18 protein-coding genes are annotated in these 22,861 nt (G+C 72.0%); 2 read left to right on the top strand and 16 right to left on the bottom strand.

What is annotated here, in order from left to right:
- Positions 1-10 precede the first annotated feature (10 nt).
- Both serB and ctaD read right to left on the bottom strand, forming a co-directional pair.
- Positions 11-1,225, bottom strand: a complete 1,215-nt coding sequence (gene serB / locus FZ046_RS15490; RefSeq protein ID WP_407664397.1) for a phosphoserine phosphatase SerB — start codon at positions 1,223-1,225, stop codon at positions 11-13.
- Positions 1,226-1,248: 23 nt separating this feature from the next.
- Positions 1,249-2,994, bottom strand: coding sequence for an aa3-type cytochrome oxidase subunit I (gene ctaD / locus FZ046_RS15485; protein WP_070352226.1), 1,746 nt, complete (start codon positions 2,992-2,994; stop codon positions 1,249-1,251).
- 171 nt (positions 2,995-3,165) lie between these two features.
- On the opposite strand from ctaD, the gene FZ046_RS15480 reads away from it, so the two are divergent.
- Positions 3,166-4,263, top strand: coding sequence for an iron-siderophore ABC transporter substrate-binding protein (locus FZ046_RS15480; RefSeq protein ID WP_070352143.1), 1,098 nt, complete (start codon positions 3,166-3,168; stop codon positions 4,261-4,263).
- Here FZ046_RS15480 and FZ046_RS15475 read toward each other — a convergent pair.
- Genes FZ046_RS15475 through FZ046_RS15430 form a run of 10 tightly spaced genes read right to left on the bottom strand, consistent with a single transcriptional unit; the run spans position 4,256 to position 15,045 of the window.
- A complete protein-coding gene (locus FZ046_RS15475; protein ID WP_070352142.1) occupies positions 4,256-5,302 on the bottom strand; it encodes an isopenicillin N synthase family dioxygenase in 1,047 nt (348 codons plus the stop codon). The genes FZ046_RS15480 and FZ046_RS15475 overlap by 8 nt on opposite strands.
- On the bottom strand, positions 5,299-5,823 hold the full coding sequence (locus FZ046_RS15470) for a hypothetical protein (protein ID WP_070352224.1): 525 nt from the start codon (positions 5,821-5,823) through the stop codon (positions 5,299-5,301). The genes FZ046_RS15475 and FZ046_RS15470 overlap by 4 nt, the downstream gene beginning before the upstream one ends.
- The gene (alc, locus tag FZ046_RS15465) at positions 5,820-6,842 is read right to left on the bottom strand and encodes an allantoicase (protein ID WP_246182795.1); all 1,023 of its coding nucleotides are present in this window, start codon (positions 6,840-6,842) and stop codon (positions 5,820-5,822) included. The genes FZ046_RS15470 and alc overlap by 4 nt, the downstream gene beginning before the upstream one ends.
- Positions 6,839-8,125 carry an allantoinase AllB gene (gene allB, locus FZ046_RS15460; protein ID WP_070352141.1) on the bottom strand — a complete coding sequence of 429 codons (1,287 nt, stop codon included), beginning with the start codon at positions 8,123-8,125 and terminating at the stop codon, positions 6,839-6,841. Before allB ends, alc begins: the two co-directional genes overlap by 4 nt.
- A complete protein-coding gene (locus FZ046_RS15455; protein WP_070352140.1) occupies positions 8,125-8,964 on the bottom strand; it encodes an N-acyl homoserine lactonase family protein in 840 nt (279 codons plus the stop codon). Before FZ046_RS15455 ends, allB begins: the two co-directional genes overlap by 1 nt.
- Positions 8,964-10,541 (bottom strand): ABC transporter substrate-binding protein, encoded by a 1,578-nt coding sequence (locus FZ046_RS15450; RefSeq protein WP_070352139.1) that lies wholly within the window; start codon positions 10,539-10,541, stop codon positions 8,964-8,966. The genes FZ046_RS15455 and FZ046_RS15450 overlap by 1 nt, the downstream gene beginning before the upstream one ends.
- The gene (locus FZ046_RS15445) at positions 10,538-11,173 is read right to left on the bottom strand and encodes a cysteine hydrolase family protein (RefSeq protein ID WP_070352138.1); all 636 of its coding nucleotides are present in this window, start codon (positions 11,171-11,173) and stop codon (positions 10,538-10,540) included. The genes FZ046_RS15450 and FZ046_RS15445 overlap by 4 nt, the downstream gene beginning before the upstream one ends.
- Positions 11,174-12,178 carry an ABC transporter permease gene (locus tag FZ046_RS15440; RefSeq protein WP_070352137.1) on the bottom strand — a complete coding sequence of 335 codons (1,005 nt, stop codon included), beginning with the start codon at positions 12,176-12,178 and terminating at the stop codon, positions 11,174-11,176.
- Positions 12,175-13,053 carry an ABC transporter permease gene (locus FZ046_RS15435; RefSeq protein WP_070352136.1) on the bottom strand — a complete coding sequence of 293 codons (879 nt, stop codon included), beginning with the start codon at positions 13,051-13,053 and terminating at the stop codon, positions 12,175-12,177. The genes FZ046_RS15440 and FZ046_RS15435 overlap by 4 nt, the downstream gene beginning before the upstream one ends.
- Positions 13,054-15,045 carry a dipeptide ABC transporter ATP-binding protein gene (locus tag FZ046_RS15430; RefSeq protein ID WP_070352135.1) on the bottom strand — a complete coding sequence of 664 codons (1,992 nt, stop codon included), beginning with the start codon at positions 15,043-15,045 and terminating at the stop codon, positions 13,054-13,056.
- A gap of 218 nt (positions 15,046-15,263) precedes the next feature.
- On the opposite strand from FZ046_RS15430, the gene FZ046_RS15425 reads away from it, so the two are divergent.
- On the top strand, positions 15,264-15,983 hold the full coding sequence (locus FZ046_RS15425; RefSeq protein ID WP_070352134.1) for a TetR/AcrR family transcriptional regulator: 720 nt from the start codon (positions 15,264-15,266) through the stop codon (positions 15,981-15,983).
- On the opposite strand, the gene atzF is transcribed toward FZ046_RS15425, so the two are convergent.
- From atzF to FZ046_RS15405, 4 genes are read right to left on the bottom strand one after another with little or no spacing between them, the layout of a single operon-like run.
- On the bottom strand, positions 15,923-17,713 hold the full coding sequence (atzF, locus tag FZ046_RS15420; protein WP_149484270.1) for an allophanate hydrolase: 1,791 nt from the start codon (positions 17,711-17,713) through the stop codon (positions 15,923-15,925). The two genes, FZ046_RS15425 and atzF, sit on opposite strands and share 61 nt — an antisense overlap.
- Complete coding sequence (gene uca / locus FZ046_RS15415; RefSeq protein ID WP_070353392.1) at positions 17,710-21,327, bottom strand: urea carboxylase; 3,618 nt, start codon at positions 21,325-21,327, stop codon at positions 17,710-17,712. The genes atzF and uca overlap by 4 nt, the downstream gene beginning before the upstream one ends.
- Entirely contained in the window at positions 21,324-21,974 is a 651-nt protein-coding gene (locus FZ046_RS15410) for an urea amidolyase associated protein UAAP2 (protein ID WP_070353393.1), read from the bottom strand. Before FZ046_RS15410 ends, uca begins: the two co-directional genes overlap by 4 nt.
- Entirely contained in the window at positions 21,971-22,837 is an 867-nt protein-coding gene (locus FZ046_RS15405) for an urea amidolyase associated protein UAAP1 (protein WP_246182794.1), read from the bottom strand. The genes FZ046_RS15410 and FZ046_RS15405 overlap by 4 nt, the downstream gene beginning before the upstream one ends.
- Positions 22,838-22,861 lie beyond the last annotated feature (24 nt).

Raw genomic sequence — 22,861 nt, 5'->3', positions numbered from 1 at the left:
GGATTCCCCGCTAGGGGATCTCCACCCGCCGGTAGGTGCCGTCCACGGCGTCGGCGGCCTCGATCTCACCGCGCGTGACCCCGAGCAGGAACAGCACGGTGTCGAGGTAGGGATGGCTCAGCGATGCGTCGGCCACTTCGCGCAGCGCGGGCTTGGCGTTGAACGCCACGCCCAGCCCGGCGGCGGTCAGCATGTCGATGTCGTTGGCGCCGTCGCCGACGGCCACGGTCTGTTCCATCGGCACGCCGGCCTGCTGGGCGAAGTCGCGCAGCGCCTTGGCCTTGCCCGGCCGGTCGATCATCGTGCCGACGACTCGACCGGTGAGCGTGCCGTCGACGATCTCGAGTTCGTTGGCGGCGACGAAGTCCATCATCAGCTCGTGCGCCAGCGGTTCTATGACCTGGCGGAAGCCGCCGGACACGATGCCGCAGTGGAATCCCAGCCGGCGCAGCGTGCGGATGGTCGTCCGGGCGCCGGGGGTCAGTTCGATCTGGTCGGCGACCTCGTCGAGCACCTCGGCCGGCAGCCCCCGCAGCGTGGCGACCCGCCGGTGCAGCGACTCGGCGAAGTCCAGCTCGCCGCGCATCGCGGCCTCGGTGACCTCCGCGACCGCGGCCAGCGCGCCGGCGCGTTCGGCCAGCATCTCGATGACCTCACCCTGGATCAGCGTGGAGTCGACGTCGAACACGATGAGCCGCTTGGCGCGTCGCGACAGGCTGTAGTCCTCGAGCGCGATGTCGACGCCCTCGTCCACCGCGACGCGGGCCAGCGCCTGCTGCAGCTGTCCGTAGGCCGCGCCCGGCGGCACCGAGACTCGCAGCTCGAGACCGGTCACCGGATAGTCGGAGACTCCGCGGATGGTGTCGATGTTGACGCCCAGCGCGGCGACCTCGCGGGCCACCACGCCGAACGCCTCGGCGCTGATCGGCCGCCCCAGCACCACGATGGTGTGCGTCGACGGCTCCCGCAGCACCGGCAGGTCGTCGCTGCGCTCGATCGTCACCTCGAGGCCCACGCCGCGGATGGCGTCGTGCAGTTCGTCGCGCAGCGCCGGGCCCCCGGCGATCTCACCGGGGCCGGCGACGAGCACGCCGAGCGTGAGGCGGCCACGGACCACCACCTGCTCGACGTTGAGCAACTCGACGTCGTGGCGTGCGAGCACCTCGAACAGCGCTGAGGTGACGCCGGGCTGATCGCGTCCGGTGACGGTGATGAGGACCGACACCCTTGACGTAGTCACGCCTTCGGTCAGGTGCGCACTTGAGCGTCGTCGAGGCGCGTGACGTCACCGTCGTCGGGGCCGTGTGCCCGTCCGACGTGCGCTTCGGCGCGCATCCGCTCCACCATGTGCGGGTAGTGCAGCTCGAACGCCGGCCGCTCGGAACGGATCCGGGGCAGCTCGGTGAAGTTGTGCCGCGGCGGCGGGCAGCTGGTGGCCCACTCCAGGGAGTTGCCGTAACCCCAGGGATCGTCGACCACGACCGGCTCGCCGTAGCGCCAGCTCTTGAACACGTTCCACACGAATGGCAGCGTCGAGATGCCGAGGATGAACGCGCCGATCGTCGAGACGATGTTCAGCGTGGTGAAGCCGTCCGACGGCAGGTAGTCCGCGTACCGACGCGGCATGCCCTCGTCGCCCACCCAGTGCTGCACCAGGAACGTGGTGTGGAAGCCGATGAACGTCAGCCAGAAGTGCAGCTTGCCGAGGCGCTCGTCGAGCAGGCGGCCCGTCATCTTCGGGAACCAGAAGTAGATGCCCGCGTAGGTGGCGAACACGATGGTGCCGAAGAGCACGTAGTGGAAGTGCGCGATGACGAAGTAGCTGTCGGTGACGTGGAAGTCCAGCGGCGGGCTGGCGAGCAGCACGCCCGACAGGCCACCGAGCAGGAACGTGATGAGGAAGCCCACCGAGAACAACATCGGTGTCTCGAACGTGAGTTGGCCCTTCCACATCGTGCCGATCCAGTTGAAGAACTTGATGCCGGTCGGCACGGCGATGAGGAACGTCATGAAGCTGAAGAACGGCAGCAGCACCGCGCCGGTGGCGTACATGTGGTGCGCCCACACCGCCACCGACAGGGCGGCGATGGCCAGCGTCGCGTAGATCAGCGTCGTGTAACCGAAGATCGGCTTGCGGCTGAACACCGGGAAGATCTCGCTCACGATGCCGAAGAACGGCAGCGCGATGATGTAGACCTCCGGGTGTCCGAAGAACCAGAACAGGTGCTGCCACAGCAGGACGCCGCCGTTGGCGGGGTCGTACACGTGGGCGCCCAGGTGGCGGTCGGCGGCGAGGCCGAACAGCGCGGCGGTCAGCAGCGGGAAGGCCAGCAGCACCAGGATCGACGTCACCAGGATGTTCCAGGTGAAGATCGGCATCCGGAACATGGTCATGCCCGGAGCGCGCATGCAGACCACGGTGGTGATCATGTTGACCGCGCCGAGGATGGTGCCCAGACCGCCGACGGCCAGGCCCATGATCCACAGGTCACCGCCCGCGCCCGGGGAGTGGATGGCGTCGGTCAGCGGCGAGTACGCCGTCCAGCCGAAGTCGGCCGCACCGCCGGGGGTGATGAAGCCGGCAATGGCGATCAGCGCGCCGAAGAGGAAGAGCCAGAACGAGAAGGCGTTGAGCCGCGGGAACGCGACGTCGGGGGCACCGATCTGCAGCGGCAGCACCAGGTTCGCGAAGCCGAACACGATGGGCGTCGCATAGAACAGCAGCATCACCGTGCCGTGCATGGTGAACAGCTGGTTGTACTGCTCGTTGGACAGGAACTGCAGCCCGGGCAGGGCCAGCTCGGTCCGGATGAACAGGGCCATCAGGCCACCGATGAAGAAGAACATGAAGCAGGCGACGCAGTACATCATGCCGATCAGCTTGTGATCGGTGGTGGTCACCAGCTTGTAGATCAGGTTGCCCTTCGGCCCCATCCGGGGCGGGAAGGGGCGCCGGGCCTCGAGTTCTCCGATTGGGGGCGCTTCGGCTACCAACAGATCCTCCAAAGTTTCGGCGGGCAGGACCCGCACGTGCTTTGAAGGTGATGGTAGTCCCCTCGTGCGACGTCTGGCGCCATGGGTCCTACAACTCGTCGTATTTCGTCATCGTTTCCCGGACAGCGCTGCTCGAGGTGCTCTCAGCAGGCCGGATGTTACCGTCGCGTCGTGCGCTCCCCCAGTCCGCGACTCGGCCGGATCAGCGCTGGTGCAGCCGTTCTGACCGCTGCGGCGGTCACCGTGCTCGGCGGCTGCGGCGGGCTCGGCGGAACCGAGTCGCCCGCCGCGTCGCCGTCGGGCGCACCGGTGACCAGCACCACCAAGGTGGCCGGCGCCGGCGTCCTCGGCAACCAGCGCAGGCCCGACGAGTCGTGCGCGCCGGAACCCGCGCGGCTCGACGACGGACCGGAGCGCCGCGACGTGCGCCACGCCGCGGGCAGCACCGAGGTGGTGGCCGACCCGCAGCGCATCGTCGTGCTCTCCGGCGACCAGCTCGACGCGCTGTGCGCGCTGGGCCTGCAGTCGCGCATCGTGGCGGCGGCCCTGCCGGACGGGGCCACCGGGCAGCCGTCCTATCTCGGACGGGTGATCCACGACGTACCGGCCGCGGGCACGCGGACCACGCCGGACCTCGACGCCGTCCGCGCCGCCCGGCCGGACCTGATCCTGGGCTCGCAGGCGCTCACCCCACAGCAGTTCGGGCCGCTGTCGGAGATCGCGCCGACCGTGTTCACCGGCCCGCCCGGCGCCGCGTGGCGCGACACGCTGCGCACCGTCGCCGAGGCGACCGGCCGCGCCGGCGCGACCACCGGACTGCTCGACGGGTTCACCGACGCCGCCAAGCGGACGGGCGCCCAGAACGACGCCGTGCACTACCAGGCCTCTGTGGTACGGCTGACCGACACGGTGGCCCGCGTGTACGGCACCGACGACTTCCCGGGCAGCGTGCTGGGCGCCGTCGGCGTCGACCGACCCGCGGCGCAGCGCTTCTCCGACGAGCCCTACCTGGAGATCGGCACGACCGACCTCGACGACGCCGACTTCTCCGCCGCCGAGGGCGACGTCGTCTACGTGTCCTTCGCCTCTCCGGCCGCCAAGGCGCGTGCCGCCGACGTGCTCGGCAGCGACGCGTGGAAGCGGCTGTCGGCCGCCAAGGACGGCCGGGTCTACGTGGTGAACGACGAGGTGTGGCAGTCCGGTGAGGGCATCGTCGCCGCCCGCGGCATCCTCGACGACCTCCGCTTCCTCAACGCGCCCATCAATTGACGCCTCGCGTCGCCGCGTGCAGCGCCTGCTGCCCGAACTGGTTCACCCCCATCGCCCCGTCGGGCAGTACCAGCTCGCCGGACGCGATCCGCTTCCGCAGGTAGGCGAACGTCTGCGCGGTCTGCGCGAACAGGTGCTCGCCGGCCCGCAGTGGCGGACGGGCAACGTCGCCGTCGCGCACGAAGCGGGGCAGCGGCCGCACCTCGGTGTCGTAGTCGACGTTGAAGAACAGCGGGAAGGAGTAGCGCTCCTCGACGACCTTGCGGACGCGGTGACTGGTTGCGACGAACGCGCCGTTGGTCCACAGCTCCAGCAGATCCCCGACGTTGACCACGAACGTGTCCGGGACCGGTGGCACGTCGATCCACTCCCCCGACCCGTTCATCACCTCGAGTCCGGGCGCGGTCGGCTTCAGCAGGGTGAAGCATTCGTAGTCGGTGTGCGCGCCGATGCCGAGCACGTCCTCGGCATCCGGGTTGAACGGGTAGTGCACCAGCCGCAGCTGGCTCGGCGTCTTGGTGGCGTGCCGGCAGAACACGCCGGGGTCCTCGCCGAGCGCGACGGCGAACGCCGCGAGCAGCTGGTGTCCCACCTCGAGCACCGCGTCGTAGTACGCCGTCACCGCCTCGGCGAAGCCCGGCAGGTCGGGCCAGGTGTTGGGGCCGAGCATCGGGTTGCCCGCCAGGTGATCGGGGTCGTCGGCCGGCAGGTCCAGCGCGGTGTCGAAGGCCTCCTTCAGATCCGGCGTCCCCGACTCCACGCCCTCCTCGCCCACCGGCACGTAGCCGCGGTGGCACCGCGACAGCCCGATGTAGCTGCGCATCTTCTCCTCCAGCGGCAGCGCGAAGAACCGCGTCGTGGCGGCGAGCAGCCGCTCGAACAGCGCTTCGTCGACGCCCGTGCCGCTGACGTAGAAGAACCCGATGTCGGCTGCGGCGGAGCCGAGTTCGGCCGCGACGCGCGCCCGCGCCGCCGGGTCGGCGGACCGCAACCCGCTGACGTCGATGACGGGCACCGACGTGAACGACGCCACGCTCATGGGATGACCTCTCCTTCGGTTCGTGCGACGTGCCAGGCCACGCCGTCGAGATCGACCGACTCCGGGGTGAATCGGATGGTCCGCCACGTCGCGTCGCCGACGGCGCCGACGACGACCGTGCCGGGCACGGCGACGCCGAAGCGGTCGCCCACGCGCAGCAGCACGCCCGGCGCACCGTCGGCGCCGGCCAGGAACGCGGCCCACCGCGGTGTCGCTGCACCCTGGTCGCGCCGCCAGTGTTCGACGTAGTCGGCGTGCACGCCGGTCTCCACCAACGTGTCCTCCTCCCAGCGCATCTCGCCCTCGTCGGGTGCGCCCGGTGGTGTCTGGTCGACGGCCCGGTGCCAGGTGAAGACCGACCCGGCCTGGGTGAGGGTCCCGGCGAACCCCCGCGAGTCGACGTAGGCGGTGTCGCCCTGCAGCCAGACGACGTCGGTGCCGGTGTCGCGGGAGCCGTCGGCCTCGACGAGCAGGACCCGCCGCCACAGTCCGGCGCACGTCGCCAGGGACACCTCGCTCACGCCGACTGCTCCCACATCCGGCGCAGCTGGGCCAGCCCGGCGGCGGTCGGCGTGCCGAGCGCGCGGACCCGCGCGATGCCGCCGTCGGGGTAGGCGGCCACGCGCAGCGCGGTGACGTCGGCGACGTCGACGCGGAAGACCTGGCGCGCGTCGGCGATCAGCGCCGTCCGCGGCAGCACCGGCACGTCGAACGGCACCAGCGCCCAGCCGTGGTCGTCGTCGGGCGTGGTCCGACTCCCCAGCACCTCCACCGCGGTGGAGGCGTTGAACACGAAGTGGGACGTGTCGATCTCGACGCGGCGCAGATCGGCGGGCGCGGCGAACGAGATGAGGACGGCGTCGTGGGTGTCCGGTCCGACGTCGCGGCGGCGTCGCGTCTCCCAGCCGTCACCCATGTTGCGGGGCCGGTCGGGCGCGAGCAGGACGTCGGCGTGCGAATAGAAGCTGTCGCTGCACCATTCGAGCCGCCCGCCGTGTTCGAGGCCGGACACCTCGACCGTGACGTCCTCCCACGCGGCCGGGTCGGGGATCACCTCGCCGTAGGCCCGTAGGCGGGCGACCCCGCCGTCGGAGGCCAGTCGCAGCCGCACGTGCGTCCAGCGGCGCCGGTCGTCGACCGCCAGCAGGTTGTGTGCGTCCGGGGCCAATACCGCGCGGTCCACCAGCGGCGTCCACCGCACCGCCGCCGAGGTGGGATCGGCGGTGCGGTCCAGGGCGCACGCCTCGACGCAGCAGGCGGTCGGGTGGTTGCCGGAGAAGAAGCGGGTGTCGACGTCGACGGCGTGGATGCGGCCCGGCGCCCCGAGACGCACGATGGCCCAGTCGCCGTCGCGTCCGGCGTGGCGACGGGTTTCCCAGCCGTCGACCACTTCGCCGCGCAGGTCGTAGGTGCCGGGCACGAACGCCGGTTCGGCCGGATCGACGAGACGCTCCTTGACGCCGAAGGATTCGTCGCTGGCGGCCACGACGCTGCCGCCGAGCGTGCGGACGGCGAGGTCGACCCGGTGCAGTGGCGTCACGCGGCCACCGGCTCGTACACCGTCCGGCCCGCGACCCAGGTCCGCGTCACGGCGCCGCGCAGCGTCATCCCGTCGTAGGGGGTGGGCGGGTGGCGGTGTCGCAGGTCGGCCGCGTGCACCTGCTGCGAGGCGTCCGGGTCGAACGCGCACAGGTCCGCCCGCATGCCGACGGCGATCGCACCCCGGTCGGCGAGTCCGGCGATCTCGGCGGGACGCCGCGACATCCAGCGGCTCAGTTCGGCGAGGCCGAAGCCGCGCTTCGCGGCGTGCGACCACACTGCCCGCGGCCCCAGTTGCAGCGACCCGATGCCGCCGAACACCGTGCCGAAGTCGCCGTGTCCCTTGGCCACTGGTGCACAGGGCGAGTGGTCGGACACCACGGCGTCGATCGTGCCGTCGGCCAGGGCGTCCCACAGCGCCTCGCGGTCGTGCGACCGGCGGATCGGCGGGCATACCGCGAATTCGGTGCCGCCGTCGGGCACCTCCTCCGCCGCGAACGTCAGGTAGTGCGGGCAGGTCTCCGCGGTCACGGCGACGCCGGATCGCCGCGCCTGCGCGAGCAGGTCGAGCACCGCGGCACTCGACACGTGCACCACGTGTGCGCGCGCGCCGGTGGCGCGGGCGGTCTCGATGACGAGCGCCACGGCCTCGGTCTCGGCCGCGGCGGGCCGCGAGTCGAGGAAGGACGCGTAGCGCCGGCCGCTCGGCGCCGGACTCGCCGCGATCACGTCGTGACTCTCGGCGTGCACCAGCAGCACCGAGTCCAGCTCGGCGATCCGGGCCATCACCCTGCCGAACTGTTCGGGCGCCAGGTGCCCGAAGCGCGGGTTGCCGGATTCGGTGAGGAAGCACTTGAACCCCAGCACGCCCGCCTCCGCCAGGGGACCCAACTCGTGGGTGTTCTCCGGCACCGCGCCACCCCAGAAGTGGACGTCGACGAGGCAGTTGCCCTCGGCAGCACTGCGTTTCTCGTGCAGCGCAGCGACGCTGGTCGTCACGGGCACCGAGTCGAGCGGCATGTCCACCAGGGTGGTGATGCCCGCGGCCGCGGCGGCCGCGGTCGCCGTGCCGAAGCCCTCCCAGTCGGTGCCCGGGTCGTCGACGTGGACGTGGGTGTCGACGAACCCGGGCAGCAGGACGCCGTCGACGTCGGTCGAGGCGGCGGCGTCGTAGTGCGCGTCGCGGTCGCCGACCTCGACGATGACGCCCGCGGCGACGGCCACGGCGGCCGGGCGGATCTCGTCGCCGAGCAGCACGCGGTCGCTGCGCAGGACCAGGTCCATCAGCCGCCGAACCGGTCGTGGAAGTGGCGCGTCATCTCCGGCCACACGTGCGGGTCGTGACCGGGGATCAGCGGGTACCCCTTGTCGGCCGCCAGCCGCTTGAGCCTGCGGATCGGTTCCACGGTGTCCTGCGGATCCACGTCGATGTAGCCGCCGATGGGCAGCTCGTGCTCGATGTTCTCGGTGAGATCGGCGGCGTCGAAGGCGAACACGTACCCGTGCGCGCCGGTCTCCCCCGTCACGCTCTCGTCGAGATCGACCACGAAGCTCTGGTGGCCCGGCGTGTGGCCGTACGTCGGCACCGCGGTGATGCCCGGCGCGACCTCGGCCTCGCCGTCGGCCAGTCGCCAGTCGATGTTCGGATCGTCGAAGTCCACCCGGACGATCGCATTCCGTTCCGGCTCCGGGTGATTCGACAACCCGTACTCGAGTTCCCGGCGCTGGGCGTGCACCGGAACCCGGCCGGCGAACAACTTCAGCCCGCCGGCGTGGTCGTGGTGCAGATGGCTGACCGCGACGGTGTGGATGGCGTCGAAGTCGACCCCGACCTCGGCGAGACGCTGCTCGATCGGCTCGCCCGGCCCCGGCAGCACCGGACGGTACTCGACGGTCGGGAAGAACCGCCGCGACAGCGCCGGGTCCCGTACCAGTGCGGTGTTGAAGCCGGTGTCCAGCAGCACCCACCCGCCGTCGGTCTGCAGCAGCACCCCGGGGACCGGCTCCCGCAGCCGCTCCTCGGGCGGGGCGCCGTACACCGAGACCGACTTCGGCAGCTCCTCCCAGCCCAGCGTCAGCAGGATGATCCGCCGGACGCCACTCTTGCGCAGCAGTGTCGCCATCAGCCCACCGACAGCGCCGCGAGGCGCAGCGAGTTCGGGTTGGTCACCACGTGCGCCTGTTCCATGCCCTTGAGCCAGGGTTGCGCCACCATGAAGTCGTTGACGTTGGCGAGGTTGAGCCAGCAGCCGGTCTTGACCGCCTCCTCACCGGCCGTGGAGAAGTCGTCGACCGAGCCGGTCGGCAATCCCTTGGCCAGGGCGTCGGTGATCGGCGGTGCGGAGCACCCGAGCAGGTTCAGGCCACCGTCGGGGTCCCAGGAGATGTGGCCCCAGGTGTACGGCGAGGGCGCGTCGGGCCAGCCGAGGTACGCCAGCAGTTCCGGCGCGGCCTGGCCGTCACCGCCGATCCAGCCGTAGATCTCCGACGTGGGGTAAGCCTGCACCTTCGCGGTCAACCCGGCCGCGGCCAGCTGGGTCTGGATGAGGTTGCTGATCAGCTGGTTGTCCGGGTTGCTCGAGTCGTAGCCGATGGTGATGCTCTTCTGATCGGCGGGCAGTCCCGCAGCGATGCCGGACAGCACCGACGCATCGTGCGTCACCGACTGCTTGCCGTACTCGGCGGCCATCATGTTCGACGGGTAGATCTGTTCGGCCTTCTCGCCGCGTCCGAAGTACGTCTGCTTGACCAGCTCGTCGACGTCGATGGCCTGCATGACCGCGGTGCGGTTCTTGACGTCGGTCATCATGCCCTTCTTCGGGTTGACGTAGACGAAGTTCGACATCATGGTCGGCAGTGAGTAATTGGCGAACGCCTTGTTGTCGAGATAGCTCTGCACGGCCGAGGACGGCAGGTCGTGCAGGATCGCCGCGAGCTGGCCGTTGTTGAACTGCAGCTGCTGCGCCGAGACGTCGGTGATCACCGGCATCTCGACCTTCTCGAAGTACGGCTTCGGCCCCCAGTACCCGGGATACGCCGTCAGCTGGTAACGCGACCCGACCTCGGCGGCCGTCAGTGTGTACGGACCGGTGCCCAGGTCGTGACTGGTCAGGTAGGCCTGCGCGTGGTCACCGCCCGCGTTCTTGGCGAGACCCTCCGGGCTGAGCATGCGCGGCCCGTAGGGGCAGGCGAGGTAGTCGAGGAACGCCGAGTTGGGCGCCTTGAGGGTGACCGTGACGTCGTAATCGCCCTGCGTCGTCACCGATTCGACGTCGGCCACCATGTAGGCCGGACCCTGGTTGACGGCGGTCCGGCGGTCGAAGGAGGCCTTGACGGCAGCCGACGTGAACGGTGTGCCGTCGTGGAACGTCACGCCCTGGCGGAGTTTGAAGGTGAAGACCCGGTTGTCCGGTGAAGCCGTCCACTCGGTGGCCAGCAGCGGCTCGAGTTCGGGCTTCTCGGTGCCGCCCTTGTACTGCAGCAGACCCTCGTACGTGTTCGTGGTCAGCAATAGGCCCTGGCCGGCGTAGTAGACGTCGGGGTCCGGCGGCTGGCCGGGGTCCTGCAGGAAGGACAGGTGCAGCACCTTGTCGGTGGGGGCCGCGTTGGGCGTGCTGCTGCCACCGGAATCCGAACCGCCGCAGGCGGTGAGGGCCAGGACGGCGGTCGCGCCGACGGCCAGCAGGGTGCGCAGTTTCATCGTGCGGCTCCTTCGAGGACGGTGCGGGACGAGAACGCGGCGAGGATCTCCTCGGTGGTCCGCGTGGCCCCGGTTTGCAGGTACTCCATGGCGTCGAGCGCGGCGTCGTGGCGGTACTCCGACGAGCCGCCGACGCAGTCGGTGACGACGCGCACGTGGAAGTCGCGCTGATGGGCGTCGGCGAACGTGTAGTGCACGCAGACGTCGGTCAGCCCACCGATGAGGATCAGCGTGTCGGCCTTCAACCCGGACAGCACGATCTCGAATTCGGTGCCGATGAAGCCGGAGTAACGCCGCTTGACGATGTGGAACTCGGCGTTCGGTCCGTCCAGGTCGGGCAGCAGGGCGGGGTGCAGCGGCGTCCCGGGCCTGCCCTCGATGCAGTGCGGACCCTCCACACCGTCGAGTTCGCGACCGAAGTCGACGCCGCTGGCGCGGTGCACCTCCTGGAAGAACACGATCGGGACGTCGGCGGCGCGGGCGGCGGCGATCAGGCGTTGCGCCCGCTCGATCCGCTCGGCGTAGCCCGGCATGTGCGGAATGCCGACCTCCTCGACCGGCATGTCGCCGGACTCCTGCATGTCGACGACGACCAGCACGGGGTTGCCCACGATCAGTGGCTGTTTCGGCACCTATCCTCCTGTGACTGCGATTCGGGGGTCTGCGACGGCCTGGAGCAGGTCCACGACCGTGTTGATGAACACGTAGAGGGCGCCGAGCATCAGCGTGACGCCGGCGATGGCCGGGAAGTCGGCCACCGGGATGCTCTGCGCGATGTACTGGCCGATGCCGGGCCAGCCGAAGACCTGCTCGACCACCAGCACGCCGGAGAACATCAGGCCGACCTGCAGGCCGGTCATCGACAGCGCGGCGCCGACGGAGTTGCGCAGGACGTGGCGCGCCATGATCTGGGTCTCCGACAGTCCCTTGGCGCGTGCGGTTCTCGCGTAGTCGCTGTCGACGTCGCCGAGCAGGCTGCTGCGCAGGACGCGGCCGATGGCGACGGCGGGACCGAGCGCGATGACGAACGCGGGCAGCAGGAGGTGATGCAGGGCGTCGGCGACGACGTCGAAGCGGCCGCGCAGGAGCCCGTCGAGGGTGAGCAGTCCGGTCGGGCCGGGGTCGACGTCGGTGATGCCGGTGCGGCCGTTGGCGGGTACCCAGCCGAGCGTCTTGTAGAAGACCAGCAACCCGAGGATGCCGAGCAGGAACATCGGCGCCGAGGATCCGGTGAACAGCACCGCGCGCAGCAGGCCGGCGCCGCGCCACCGCAGCGTGGTGCTGAAGGCGAGCAGCACGGCCAGCAGGATGGCGATGACGAGCCCGAAGAGCGCGAGTTCCAGTGTGGCGGGGACGAAGTCGCCGAGGTCGCTCAGCACCGCGTGGCGGGTGCGGTAGGACGTGCCGAGGTCCCCGGTGACGGCGCCGGTCAGGTAGTGCCAGAACTGCACCAGGATGGGGTCGTTCAGGCCCAGGGCCTCCCGGCGGGCGGCGACCGCGTCGGCGGAGGCCTGCGCGCCGAGCTGGGCCTTGACCGGGTCGAGCGGGGAGACGTGCTGCAGCACGAACATGACACCGGTGAGCGCTACCAGGATCGCCACCATGGCGCCCAGCCGGCTCGCCACGAATGCCTTCATCGGTTGGTCCTCATCAGGTTGCGCAGGCAGTCGCCGGCGACGTTGCCGACCAGGGCGAGGACGAGCACGCCGAGGCCCGGCATGACCGGCACCCACCACTGCTGCAGGAAGTAGCTGAGATTGCGAGCCGAGTCGGCGCCCAGTTCCGGTGCCGGAGCGGCTTGCCCGAGTCCGAGGAACGACAGGGCGGCGAGCGTCAGGATCAGCGTGCCGATGTCGAGGCTGGCGGCCACCAGCGCGTTGGGCACCGCGCCGGGAAGCAGGTGGCGGGTGGCGACGCGGATGCGGCTGGTGCCGGCGAGGCGCGCCGCCTCGACGTGCGGCCGTGCCGCGAGCCGCGCCACCTCGCCGCGGACCAGCCGGGCGTAGAAGGGCCACCACACGATGGACACGGCGATCAGCGTGTGCACGAAGCCGGGACCGAGAGCCGCGACCACCGCGATGGCGAGGACCGGCGCGGGCAGGCTGAGGAAGCCGTCGGTGATGCGCATCAGGACCGTGTCGACCCAGCCGCCCGTGGCGCCGGCGATCAGGCCGATCAGGCCACCGATGAGCAGGCCCACCGCGACGACGACGAGCGCGGCGAACCAGCTCGACCGGGCGCCGTACAGCACCCGGGACAGGATGTCGCGGCCGATGGAATCGGTGCCGAGCACGAAGCCGTTCTCGCCGGGCGCCCGCAGCGGCATGCCTGCCGGGACCAACGGATCGTGCGGGGCCAGCACCGGCACGGCGAGGACCACCAGGGTGACGACGACGACGAGCGAGAACCCGATCCAGTTGAGCAGCCGCGAGTCGGTGCGCAGCAGCGACGGCAAGCGGGTCCGCCCGCGCAGCAGGGGTGCCGCCGGGGCGGCGGGGACGACGGTGGCCATCTACAGCGCCCTTCGTTCGATGCAGGCCACCTGGTGCGGATTGGCCGGGGTGCCCTCCAGGCGCACGTCCAGGTCCTCGGCGCCGCACGTGTCGACGGAGATGGGACATCGCGGGTGGAAGGCGCAGCCGCTGGGCGGGGACAGTGGGCTCGCGGGTTCGCCTGCCAGCACCCGTGATTCGCGTCCGAGGTCCGGGATGGAGTCGACCAACGCCTGGGTGTAGGGGTGCGCGGGCGCGCCGATCACCCGCTCGGCGGGGCCGATCTCGACGATGCGCCCGAGGTACATGACGGCGATGCGATCGGCGACGACGCGGGCCACCGACAGGTCGTGCGTGACGAACACGACGGACATGTCGAGGGTGCGGCGCAGGTCGCCGATGAGGTTGAGCACCGATGCCGCCAGCGACACGTCGAGCGCGCTGGTCGGTTCGTCGCACAGCAGCACCGACGGCGGCACCACGGTGGCCCGGGCCAGTGAGACGCGCTGCCGCTGGCCGCCGGACAGCTGGCCGGCGCGCGACGTCGCGACGTCGGCGGGCAGGCCGACGCGTTCGAGCACCTCGACCACCGCATCGCGGCGCTCGCGGCGCGACGCCCCGGTGCCCCGGAGCCGCTCGGCGATGAGCTCGCCGACCGACAGCCACGGCGTCAACGAGGCGCCCGCGTCCTGGAAGACCATCTGCGGGCGGCGGCCGCCCGGGAGGTCGACGGTGCCCGAGGTCGCCTTCTCCAGACCGGCGATGACCCGCAGCAGCGTCGACTTGCCCGATCCGCTCTCCCCCACCAGTGCCACCGATTCGCCGTGCCCGACGCGCAGCGACACGCCGCGCAGCGCCTGCAGCTTGCCGTGACGCGCGACGGTGAACGACTTGGTGACGTCACGCAGCACGACGGCGGGCGGCTGATCGGACGTCCCGGCGGTCGCGGGGTACGGCTCGGAGGTGTTCGTCGCCGTCGTCCCGAGGCCTGCGGTGACGTCGGCCACGGTGCGGATGCAGGCGCTGACGCGGGTGGGGGCGACGGCGATGGGCTCCGGTGGCGTGCGGGTGCAGTCGTCGTCGGACAGCGCGCAGCGCGGGGCGAAGGCGCAGCCCGGGGGCGGCGCGACGGGGCTGGGCACCGAGCCGGCGAGGGCGGCGAGCCGACGGTCGCGAGCCGTCTCGAGCGTCAGCCGGGAGCGCAGTAGTCCGTGCGTGTAGGGGTGCGCCGGGGTGCCGAGAACGTCGGCGGTGGGCCCGATCTCGGCGATGCGCCCGGCGTACAGCACCGCGATGCGATCGGAGATCTGCGCGGCGACGCCGAGGTCGTGGGTGATCAACACGATGCTGCAACCGATCTCGTCGCGCAGCCGCCGCAGCAGGCGCAGGACCTGCGCCTGCACGGTGACGTCCAGCGCGGTGGTCGGCTCGTCGGCGATGATGAGGGCGGGATCGCCGGCGATCGCGATCGCGATCATGACGCGCTGGCGCAGGCCGCCGGACAGCTCGTGCGGGAACGCGCGCATCCGCCGCGCGGGGTCGGGGATGCCGACGGCCGTCAGCAGGCGCAGGGCCTCGGCGTCGCTTCCCGCGGCTTCGGCGACCTGCCTGCCGATGCGCATCGTGGGGTTGAGCGACGTCATGGGGTCCTGGAACACCGCACCGAGGTCGAGGCGGCGGACCTTGCGGAGCGCCTTGGCGTCGCCGTGCACCATGTCCGAGCCGGTGACGCGCACGGTGCCGTCGACCGCGGCGCCCTCGGGCAGCAGGCCGAGCAGGGTGAAGCCCAGGACGCTCTTGCCGGATCCGGATTCGCCGACCAGGCCGAGGATCTCGCCGGGTGCGATCGCCAGCGAGACGCCGCGCAGCGCATGCACGTCGGCGCCGTTGCGGCGGAACGTGACTCGCAGGTCGCCGACGGTGGCGACCGGGTCGGCCGTCGGCGGGACCCCGGACGGCACCGGCGCAGCGGTGTCACGGTCGGCGTCGACTGCGGATGCGGCCATGCCCATCGAGAAGCACTCCCAGCGGTGAGCGTGTGGCGCCGGCGACGCGGATGTCCGCAACCGCTGGCCTGTCAGTTGACAGTTTTGCGGCCTCGCCGGCCCCGTGGGTGTCGGCGCTGTAACCAATCCGCGGCGTAGGTAACCGATGGGTGTCGCGTGTTTCTATCGCATGACAGATATGAGGGGGCTACCGATTCGGGGTCCGCATGGGCCACGATGGGGACATGTCGCTGACCCGGGCCGGTCGCCCCCGCCTGCACGACCAGCGCCGTCCGGGAACGACGGCGCGTGACGAAATCCTCGATGCCGCAGGCGAACTCTTCACCACCGCCGGCTACACCGCCACCTCGACGCGGTCGATCGCCGAGTCGGTCGGGATCCGGCAGGCGTCGCTGTACCACTACTTCAAGACCAAGGACGACATCCTGTGCGCGCTGCTGAGCCAGACCGTCGCGCCCACACTGGGTTTCATTCCGAGCCTCCTCGGCGCCCAGCCGGCGCTCACCGCGGCCGAGCACCTGCACGCACTGGCCGCGTTCGACGGTGAGCAACTCCTGTCCGGGCGGTGGAACCTCGGGGCGCTGTACCTGCTGCCCGAACTGCGCGACGCCCGCCTGGAGCCGTTCTGGTCCGACCGCGAGCGGCTGCGGTTGCACTACCTGGCGCTGAGCCGCGCGGTGATCGACCAGACCGGCGTGCACCCCGCCGCGGCCGATCTGCCGTTCCGCCTGGTGGAGTCACTGGTCAACGTGTGGTCGGTGCCCGAGGGGCCGCAACGCGCCGAGCTGCCGCTGCACGTGGCCGACGCCGGCCTACGCGTGCTCGGCGTCGCCGACGACGCGATGCGGGCGCTGCGCCGCCGCAGCCTGCGCGAGATGCGCCGCTACACCCGGGCTGCATCCGAGGACGGTTCCGCCGACGGCGCAGCCGCCGCCCTCAGATAGCTCGGCCAGTCGCCGTACCCGGAGACGTCCACGCCGTCGCGCCAGGCGTCGAAGGCGCACCCGAATCCCACGACGTCGGTGCCGTCGGCGAGGGTCACCCGCCCCAGCGACATCGGCTCGGGCAGCGCGGCGAGGAAGTCGCCCAGCATCGCCGTGCCCACCAGCCACAGTTCGCCGCCGATCGACACGCCGTCGGCGGCGCCGACGCGGGTGAGCCCGGGTTTCGGCGGGCTGGTGTCCAGGCGCGCCATCCGATAGAGCGGCGCGGTGCGCGTCGGACCCAGCCAGCGCGCGCCGCGGTCGGTCAGCTGCCAGGTGAGCGGCTGACCCCGTAGGTGCGCGCCGACGACGAGCAGCTCGACGGCGGACAGACCGGCGCGCGTCGGCCACGGCGCGGCACTCGCCGCGGCGGCCGCCGCTCCGGGCGCGGCGACCGGGGGCGTCGGGGCGACGACCCGCCGGGCCAGGTCGAGCGCGACGGCGTCGGCGCCGGCCCGGGCGATCACCGAGACGCCGAACTGGTCGTCGCCCGCCGTGCCCGAGGGGACGGCCACTGCGCACAGATCCATTAGGTTGCAGAAGTTGGTGTAGGTCCCCAGCCGCGCGTTGACGGCAACGGGTTCGGCGGCCACCTCGGCGAGGGTGGGATGTTCGGTGGTGGTTGGCACCAGCATGGCGTCGCACTCAGCGATCGACGCCATGGCGACCGAGGTGAGTTCCATCAGCCGCACGCGGTCGCGCAGCAGCGTGGTGGCCGCGACGGTGCCCGCCGCCGAGACGATGGCGCCGACGGTCGAGTCGACCGCGGCGTCCGCGTCGTCGCGGTGCGCGTCGACGAAGTCGCCGACCGCTTCGTGCCGCTCGGCGACCAGACCACCGTCGTAGAGCAGGCGCGCGGCCGCGAGGAAGGGAGCGATGTCGACCTCGCGCACCGTGACGCCGCTCTCGGCCAGCCGGACGGCGGCCGCGTGGAAGGCCTCCCGCCACGCCGGCGAGAGCCCGGGCACATCGCTGGGTACCGCCACGACCGGGACGTCCGGCGCCGCCAGCGGCGCACCGGGGGCGAACGGGCGGGCGCCCGCGTCGTCCCCCGGGCCGGCGATGACGCCCATCGCGACGTCGGCGGTGTCGATGTCGCGGGCGAACACGGTGACGCAGTCGTAGCGGCGGCAGGCCGGGACCACACCGTCGACGGGGACGACCCCGATCGTCGGCTTGATGCCCACGATGCCCTGCAGCGCCGCCGGGACGCGTCCCGACCCGGCGGTGTCGGTGCCGAGCGCGACGTCGACCAGACCGAGTGCGACGGCGACGGCGGAGCCGGCACTGGAACCCCCGGAGACGTGCGCGGGACGACGGGCGTCCCGGACCGCGCCGTAGGGGCTGCGGGTGCCGACGAGCCCCGTGGCGAACTGGTCGAGGTTGGTGGCGCCCAGCACCACCGCGCCCGCGGCCCGCAGCCGCGCCACCACGGGGGCGTCGACGGCCGCCGGTGTGGTTGCGAAGCCGGGACATGCGGCCGTGGTGGGCAGCCCGGCGACGTCGACGTTGTTCTTCACCGCAGCGACCAGTCCGGCGAGCGGCAGTTCCTCCCCCGCGGCGGCCGCGGCGTCGACCGCCTCGGCCTCGGCGAGGGTGTCGGCCATGGGACGCAGCGCGATCCAGATCTCCGGCCGGTCGGTGGCGGCGATCGCGGCGTATGCCGCGCGGACGCGGTCGACGGCGCTCATGCCGGGATGCCCGCCACGTCGGCGCGGTCGACCACGACCAGCGGTGCGCCGGGATCCACCTGGTGGCCCGCCTGCACCAGCACGTGGGTCACGACGCCGTCGACGGGCGCCCGCATCACGGTCTCCATCTTCATGGCCTCCAGCGCCAGCAGGGGTTGACCGGCCACCACCGCGTCACCGACGTGCACGTCCACCTTCCACACGCTGGACGAGAACGGGGCGTCGACGCGTTCGGCGCCGGCGTCGAGGACCAGGTCGGCGGTCGGTGCGACCGCCCGGGATTGGGCACGTTCGGCCCGGTCGAACTCGCCGGCGGCCGCCCAGGCGGCGCGCTCCTGGGCGAACGCCGCACTCTGCCGTTCGCGGAACGCCGCGATGTCCGTGGCGTTCTCGGCGAGGAAGCGCTCGTGCTCGGCGAGGGAGAACGTGCCGTCGGCGACGTCGACCGTGCCGCGGCCCGCGGCGAGGTCGGCGCGCAGGTCCAGGAGTTCCTCGGCCGACACCGGGTACCACGAGATGCGGTCGAAGAACCGGAGCAGCCAGGGCTTCTCGGCCTCGAACGGGGCGGTGTGGCGGTAGGTGCTCCATACCTGGGTGGTGCGGCCGACGAACTGGTAGCCGCCGGGCCCCTCCATGCCGTAGATGCACAGGTACGCGCCGCCGATGCCGACGGAGTTCTCCGCCGTCCACGTTCGGGCGGGGTTGTACTTCGTCGTCACCAACCGGTGCCGCGGGTCGAGCGGCGTCGCGACCGGCGCGCCGAGGTAGACGTCGCCGAGGCCGAGCGTCAGGTACTCCGCGGAGTACACGACGTCGCGGACGTCGTCCTGGGACGCCAATCCGTTGATGCGCCGGATGAATTCGATGTTCGACGGGCACCAGGGGGCGTCGTCGCGCACCCCGGAGGTGTAGCGGGCGATCGCCTCGCGCGTCGCGGGGTCGTCCCAGGACAGCGGCAGGCGCACGGTGCGGCTGGGCACCACCAACTCCGACGTCGCGGGCAGCTCGTCCTCGAGGTCGGCGAGCACTTCCAGGAGGGCCGCGGTCGGGAGCCGGTCGGGATCGACGTGCACCTGCAGCGACCGTATGCCCGGGGTGAGGTCGACGATGCCGGTGACCGCACCCTCGGCCGCGACGGCCTCCAGCCGCTGGTGCAGCGCATGCACGCGGGCGCGCAGCGCGAGGTCGAGCACCATGTCGCCGTACTCGACGAGCACGTTGTCGTCGCCGTTGCGCCGGTAGGTGACCGTCGGTGCGCCGTCGCGTTCACGGCGCGCCAGCACGCCGTCGTCCCCGTCCCCACCACTCGCGAACAACGTTGTGAAGAACCGTTTCTCGTGCTTCGAGGGCGCCTGGTCGGCCCGCACCGGGACGAAGCGCACGGTGTCACCCGGGCGCAGCTGGCCCAACTTCCACCGCTCGGCGGACACCACGGTGACCGGGCACACGAAGCCGCCGAGGCTGGGGCCGTCCGGACCGAGCAGGATCGGCGTATCGCCGGTGAAGTCGAGCGCGCCGATCGAGTAGGCGGTGTCGTGGATGTTGGACGGGTGCAGTCCCGCCTGTCCCCCGTCCGGGCGGGACCACTGCGGTTTCGGTCCCTCGAGGCGCACGCCGGTACGCGCGGAGTTGAAGTGCACGCGGTAGGGCGTTGCGAACAGCGTCTCGAGATCGGCGCGGGTGAAGAACTCCGGTGCGCCGTGCGGGCCCTCGGTGACCGCGAGGTGCCACTGGGTACCGAGCGTGGGCCGCTGCGCGGGCGGCACGGGGCCGACGACGGCCGCGGCGGGCCGGGCGCGCAGCACGTCGCCGGTGACCAGCTGCCGTCCGCCGTGCCCGCCGAACCGGCCGAGGGTGAACGTCGCGGCGCTGCCGAGGTAGGTCGGTACGTCGAGGCCGCCGGCGACGAGCACGTAGGTGCGCAGCCCACGTTCGGCCGCGCCCACGTCGAGGAGCGCTCCGGCGGGCATGTCGACCGGCTCCCACATGGGGACCGGCATCCCGTCGACGGTGACGGGACACGACGCGCCGGTGACGCACACCGTCGTCGAATGCGTCACGCGCAGCGCCGGTCCCGAAGCGGTGCATTCGAGTCCGGGTGCCCCCTCGTCGTTGCCGAGGGCGGCGTTGCCCAGCCGGAAGGACAGGTCGTCCATCGGGCCGCTGGGGGGGACGCCGACGTTCCACAGGCCGATGCGGCCGGGGAGGTCCTGCACGGTGGTGAGCAGCCCCGGGCGCTCGACGGTGATGCGCGGACGGGGGTCGGCGACGCCGGCCAGCGTGGCGGTGTCGTGGCGCGCCGCACGGACGTCCGCGTCGTCGACGGCGGCGCGCAGGGTGCCGACGTTGACCTCGATGCCGTGCAGCACCGTCGCGTCGAGGGCGGCGCCGAGGGCGTCGAGGGCCGCGTCGCGGTCGTCGCCGGTCGTGACGATCTTGGCGAGCAGCGGGTCGTAGAACGCGGACACCTCGGTGCCCTGGGCGACCCAGGTGTCGACGCGGGCGTCGTCGGGAAACGCGACCGCGGTCAGCGTGCCGGTGCTCGGACGGTAGTCGCGTGCCGGGTCCTCGGCGTAGACGCGGGCCTCGACGGCATGTCCGTGGACGCCGACCGCGCCGCTGCCGGAGGGGTCGAGGTGGTCGGCGAAGACGTCGGTCTCGCCGAGGGCGAGCCGGAACATCCACGCCGCCAGATCGATTCCGGTGACCGCCTCGGTGACGGGGTGTTCGACCTGCAACCGGGCATTGACCTCCAGGAAGGAGGCCTCGGCGTGGCGGGGGTCGTAGACGAACTCGACGGTGCCCGCCGAGCGGTAGTTCACCGACGAGGCGAGCGCGCGCGACGAGGCGTGCAGCCGTTCGCGCAGCGCGTCGTCGAGTCCCGGCGCGGGCGCCTCCTCGAGCACCTTCTGATTGCGGCGCTGCAGAGAGCAGTCCCGGTCGCCCAGGGACACCACCCGTCCCGTGCCGTCACCGAACACCTGCACCTCGACGTGGCGCGCGTGCTCGACGAAGCGCTCGAGGAACACGCCGGCCGCGCCGAAGCTGCGCTCGGCCAGCCGGACCACCCGGTCGTAGGCGGCGCGCAGTTCGGCGGCGTCGCGGCAGACCTGCATGCCGATGCCGCCGCCACCGCCGGTCGCCTTGAGCATGACGGGATAGCCGATCTCGGCGGCCGCCGCGGTGGCGGCCGTGGCGCTGTTCAGCAGCTCGGTGCCCGGGAAGACCGGAACTCCCGCGCTGCGCGCCGCCGCCCGGGCGGTGTGCTTGGTGCCGAACACGCGCAGCTGGTGGGGCGTGGGACCGACGAACGTCAGCCCGGCCCGCTCGACCGCATCCGCGAAATCCGCATCCTCGGAGAGGAATCCGTATCCGGGATGGACGAGGTCGGCGCCGGTGGCAGCCGCCGCGGCGAGGATGGCGTCGGCCCGCAGGTAGCTCTCCCCCGGCGCGGCGGGGCCGAGGCGCACCGCGTCATCGGCGAGGCGCACGTGCGGGGCACCGCGATCGGCGTCGGAGAACACCGCCACGGTGCGCAGCCCGACGGACCGGGCGCCGCGGATCAACCGGACGGCGATCTCGCCGCGGTTGGCGATCAGCGCGGTGCGCGTCACGAGGCCGCGTCCGGTCGGGTGACGACGACGCGCACGGGTGTCGGGTTGAAGGCGTTGCAGGGGTTGTTGATCTGTGGGCAGTTCGAGATGAGCACCAGCGTGTCGACGTCGGCACGCAGCGCGACGCGCTTGCCGGGACCGGAGAGCCCGTCGACGATGCCGAGCGCGCCGTCGGGGTCGACGGGCACGTTCATGAACCAGTTGACGTTGCTCGACAGGTCGCGGGCACCGAGGCCCCAGCGGGCACCCTCGATGAGGAAGTTCTCCATGCAGCCGTGCTGGGCGCGGGTGTGCTGGCCGTAGCGCAGCGTGTTGGACTCCTTGGAACAGGCGCCGCCGAGGGTGTCGTGGACGCCTACCTCGTCGGCGATCACCGTCACGAGCGCCGCGCCGGTGTCGGCCCGCAGCACCGAACCGGTGGTCAGCGCGATGCGGCCCTGCCGGGCGATGGTCTCGGCGGCCGAGTACCGCACCGCCGTGTCGTCGGCGGCGTACAGCAGGCAGTCGACGGCCTGGTTGCCGTCGAGGTCGACGATGGTGAGGACGTCGCCGGCGCGGACGACGGCGGACCAGGGCGCGCGGGCGGCGATGGTCTCGTCGAGCACGGTCTCTCCGGCGATCAGCGCGGGGACGGCGGTGGCGGTCACAGGACTCCTCGGGCGGTCAGATCGGCGTCGGTGTTGGCGATGGCCTGCAGGTGTTCGGGGCCCAGCGGGCCGACGAGGTCGCCCCGGGCCAGTGCGTCCAGCTCGTCGGCGGCGGGCCAGGCGTGCACGCGCAGTGGGCTGCAGGTGAATTCGGTACGCGGGTCCAGCGGGTGCGCGGTGTTGGCGAGCAGCACGATGGCGTCGACGTGCAACAGCAGGTCGACCGTGCGGGCCGGGCCGGCGCTCCCCCGCCAGGTCAGGGTGCCGTCGGCCGCGACCCGGACGCCCTGGAAGAACGACACCGAGGGCGGCAGGTCGCGGGGTCCCAGACCGTGCTTGAGGGCGCCGAGCAGCAGCAGGTCGCGGCCGGCTGGTGACGCGGATTCCGGGGCGCCGGAACCGTAGCGCGCGGCGTTGCCGGCCGTCGTGGTGGTGCCGGTCAGCGCGTCGTGGGCGTCGGACGTGTCCGCGACGATCGTGGCGAGGACGCGGCCGAAACCGCTCAGTAGCGGGTGGCCGGTGCCGAGGTAGGCCTGCCAGGGGACCTTGACGGTGTCGGCGACGTTGAGCCGCTCGTGCGGGGCGTCGGCGCGGTGCAGCAGGACGTGTGCGCAGGCGTCGCCGTCGACGTCGGTCAGCCGCACGCGGGTGCCGCGCTGCAGGACGGCGGTCGTATATCCGCCCGCGGCAACGGTTTCCGACCACGTCAGCCGCTCGGCGGCGATGCCGTCGGGTGCCGTGGGGCTGCCGGTGGCGGGCACGTGGCGCATGAACGCGGCCGTCAGTCCGTGCTGGGCGCGGGCGTGCGCCCGCGCGCCCGCGGTGGTGGCGGTGGCGCTGGGTGCGGCGGTGTCGCTGGTCACGGGGACTCCCGGGTCGGGGGTGTC

The organism is Mycolicibacterium grossiae, from assembly GCF_008329645.1.
Lineage (GTDB): Bacteria > Actinomycetota > Actinomycetes > Mycobacteriales > Mycobacteriaceae > Mycobacterium > Mycobacterium grossiae.
The sequence above is the reverse complement of the archived record's forward strand: the minus strand, read 5'-3'. Positions and strand labels throughout refer to the sequence as shown.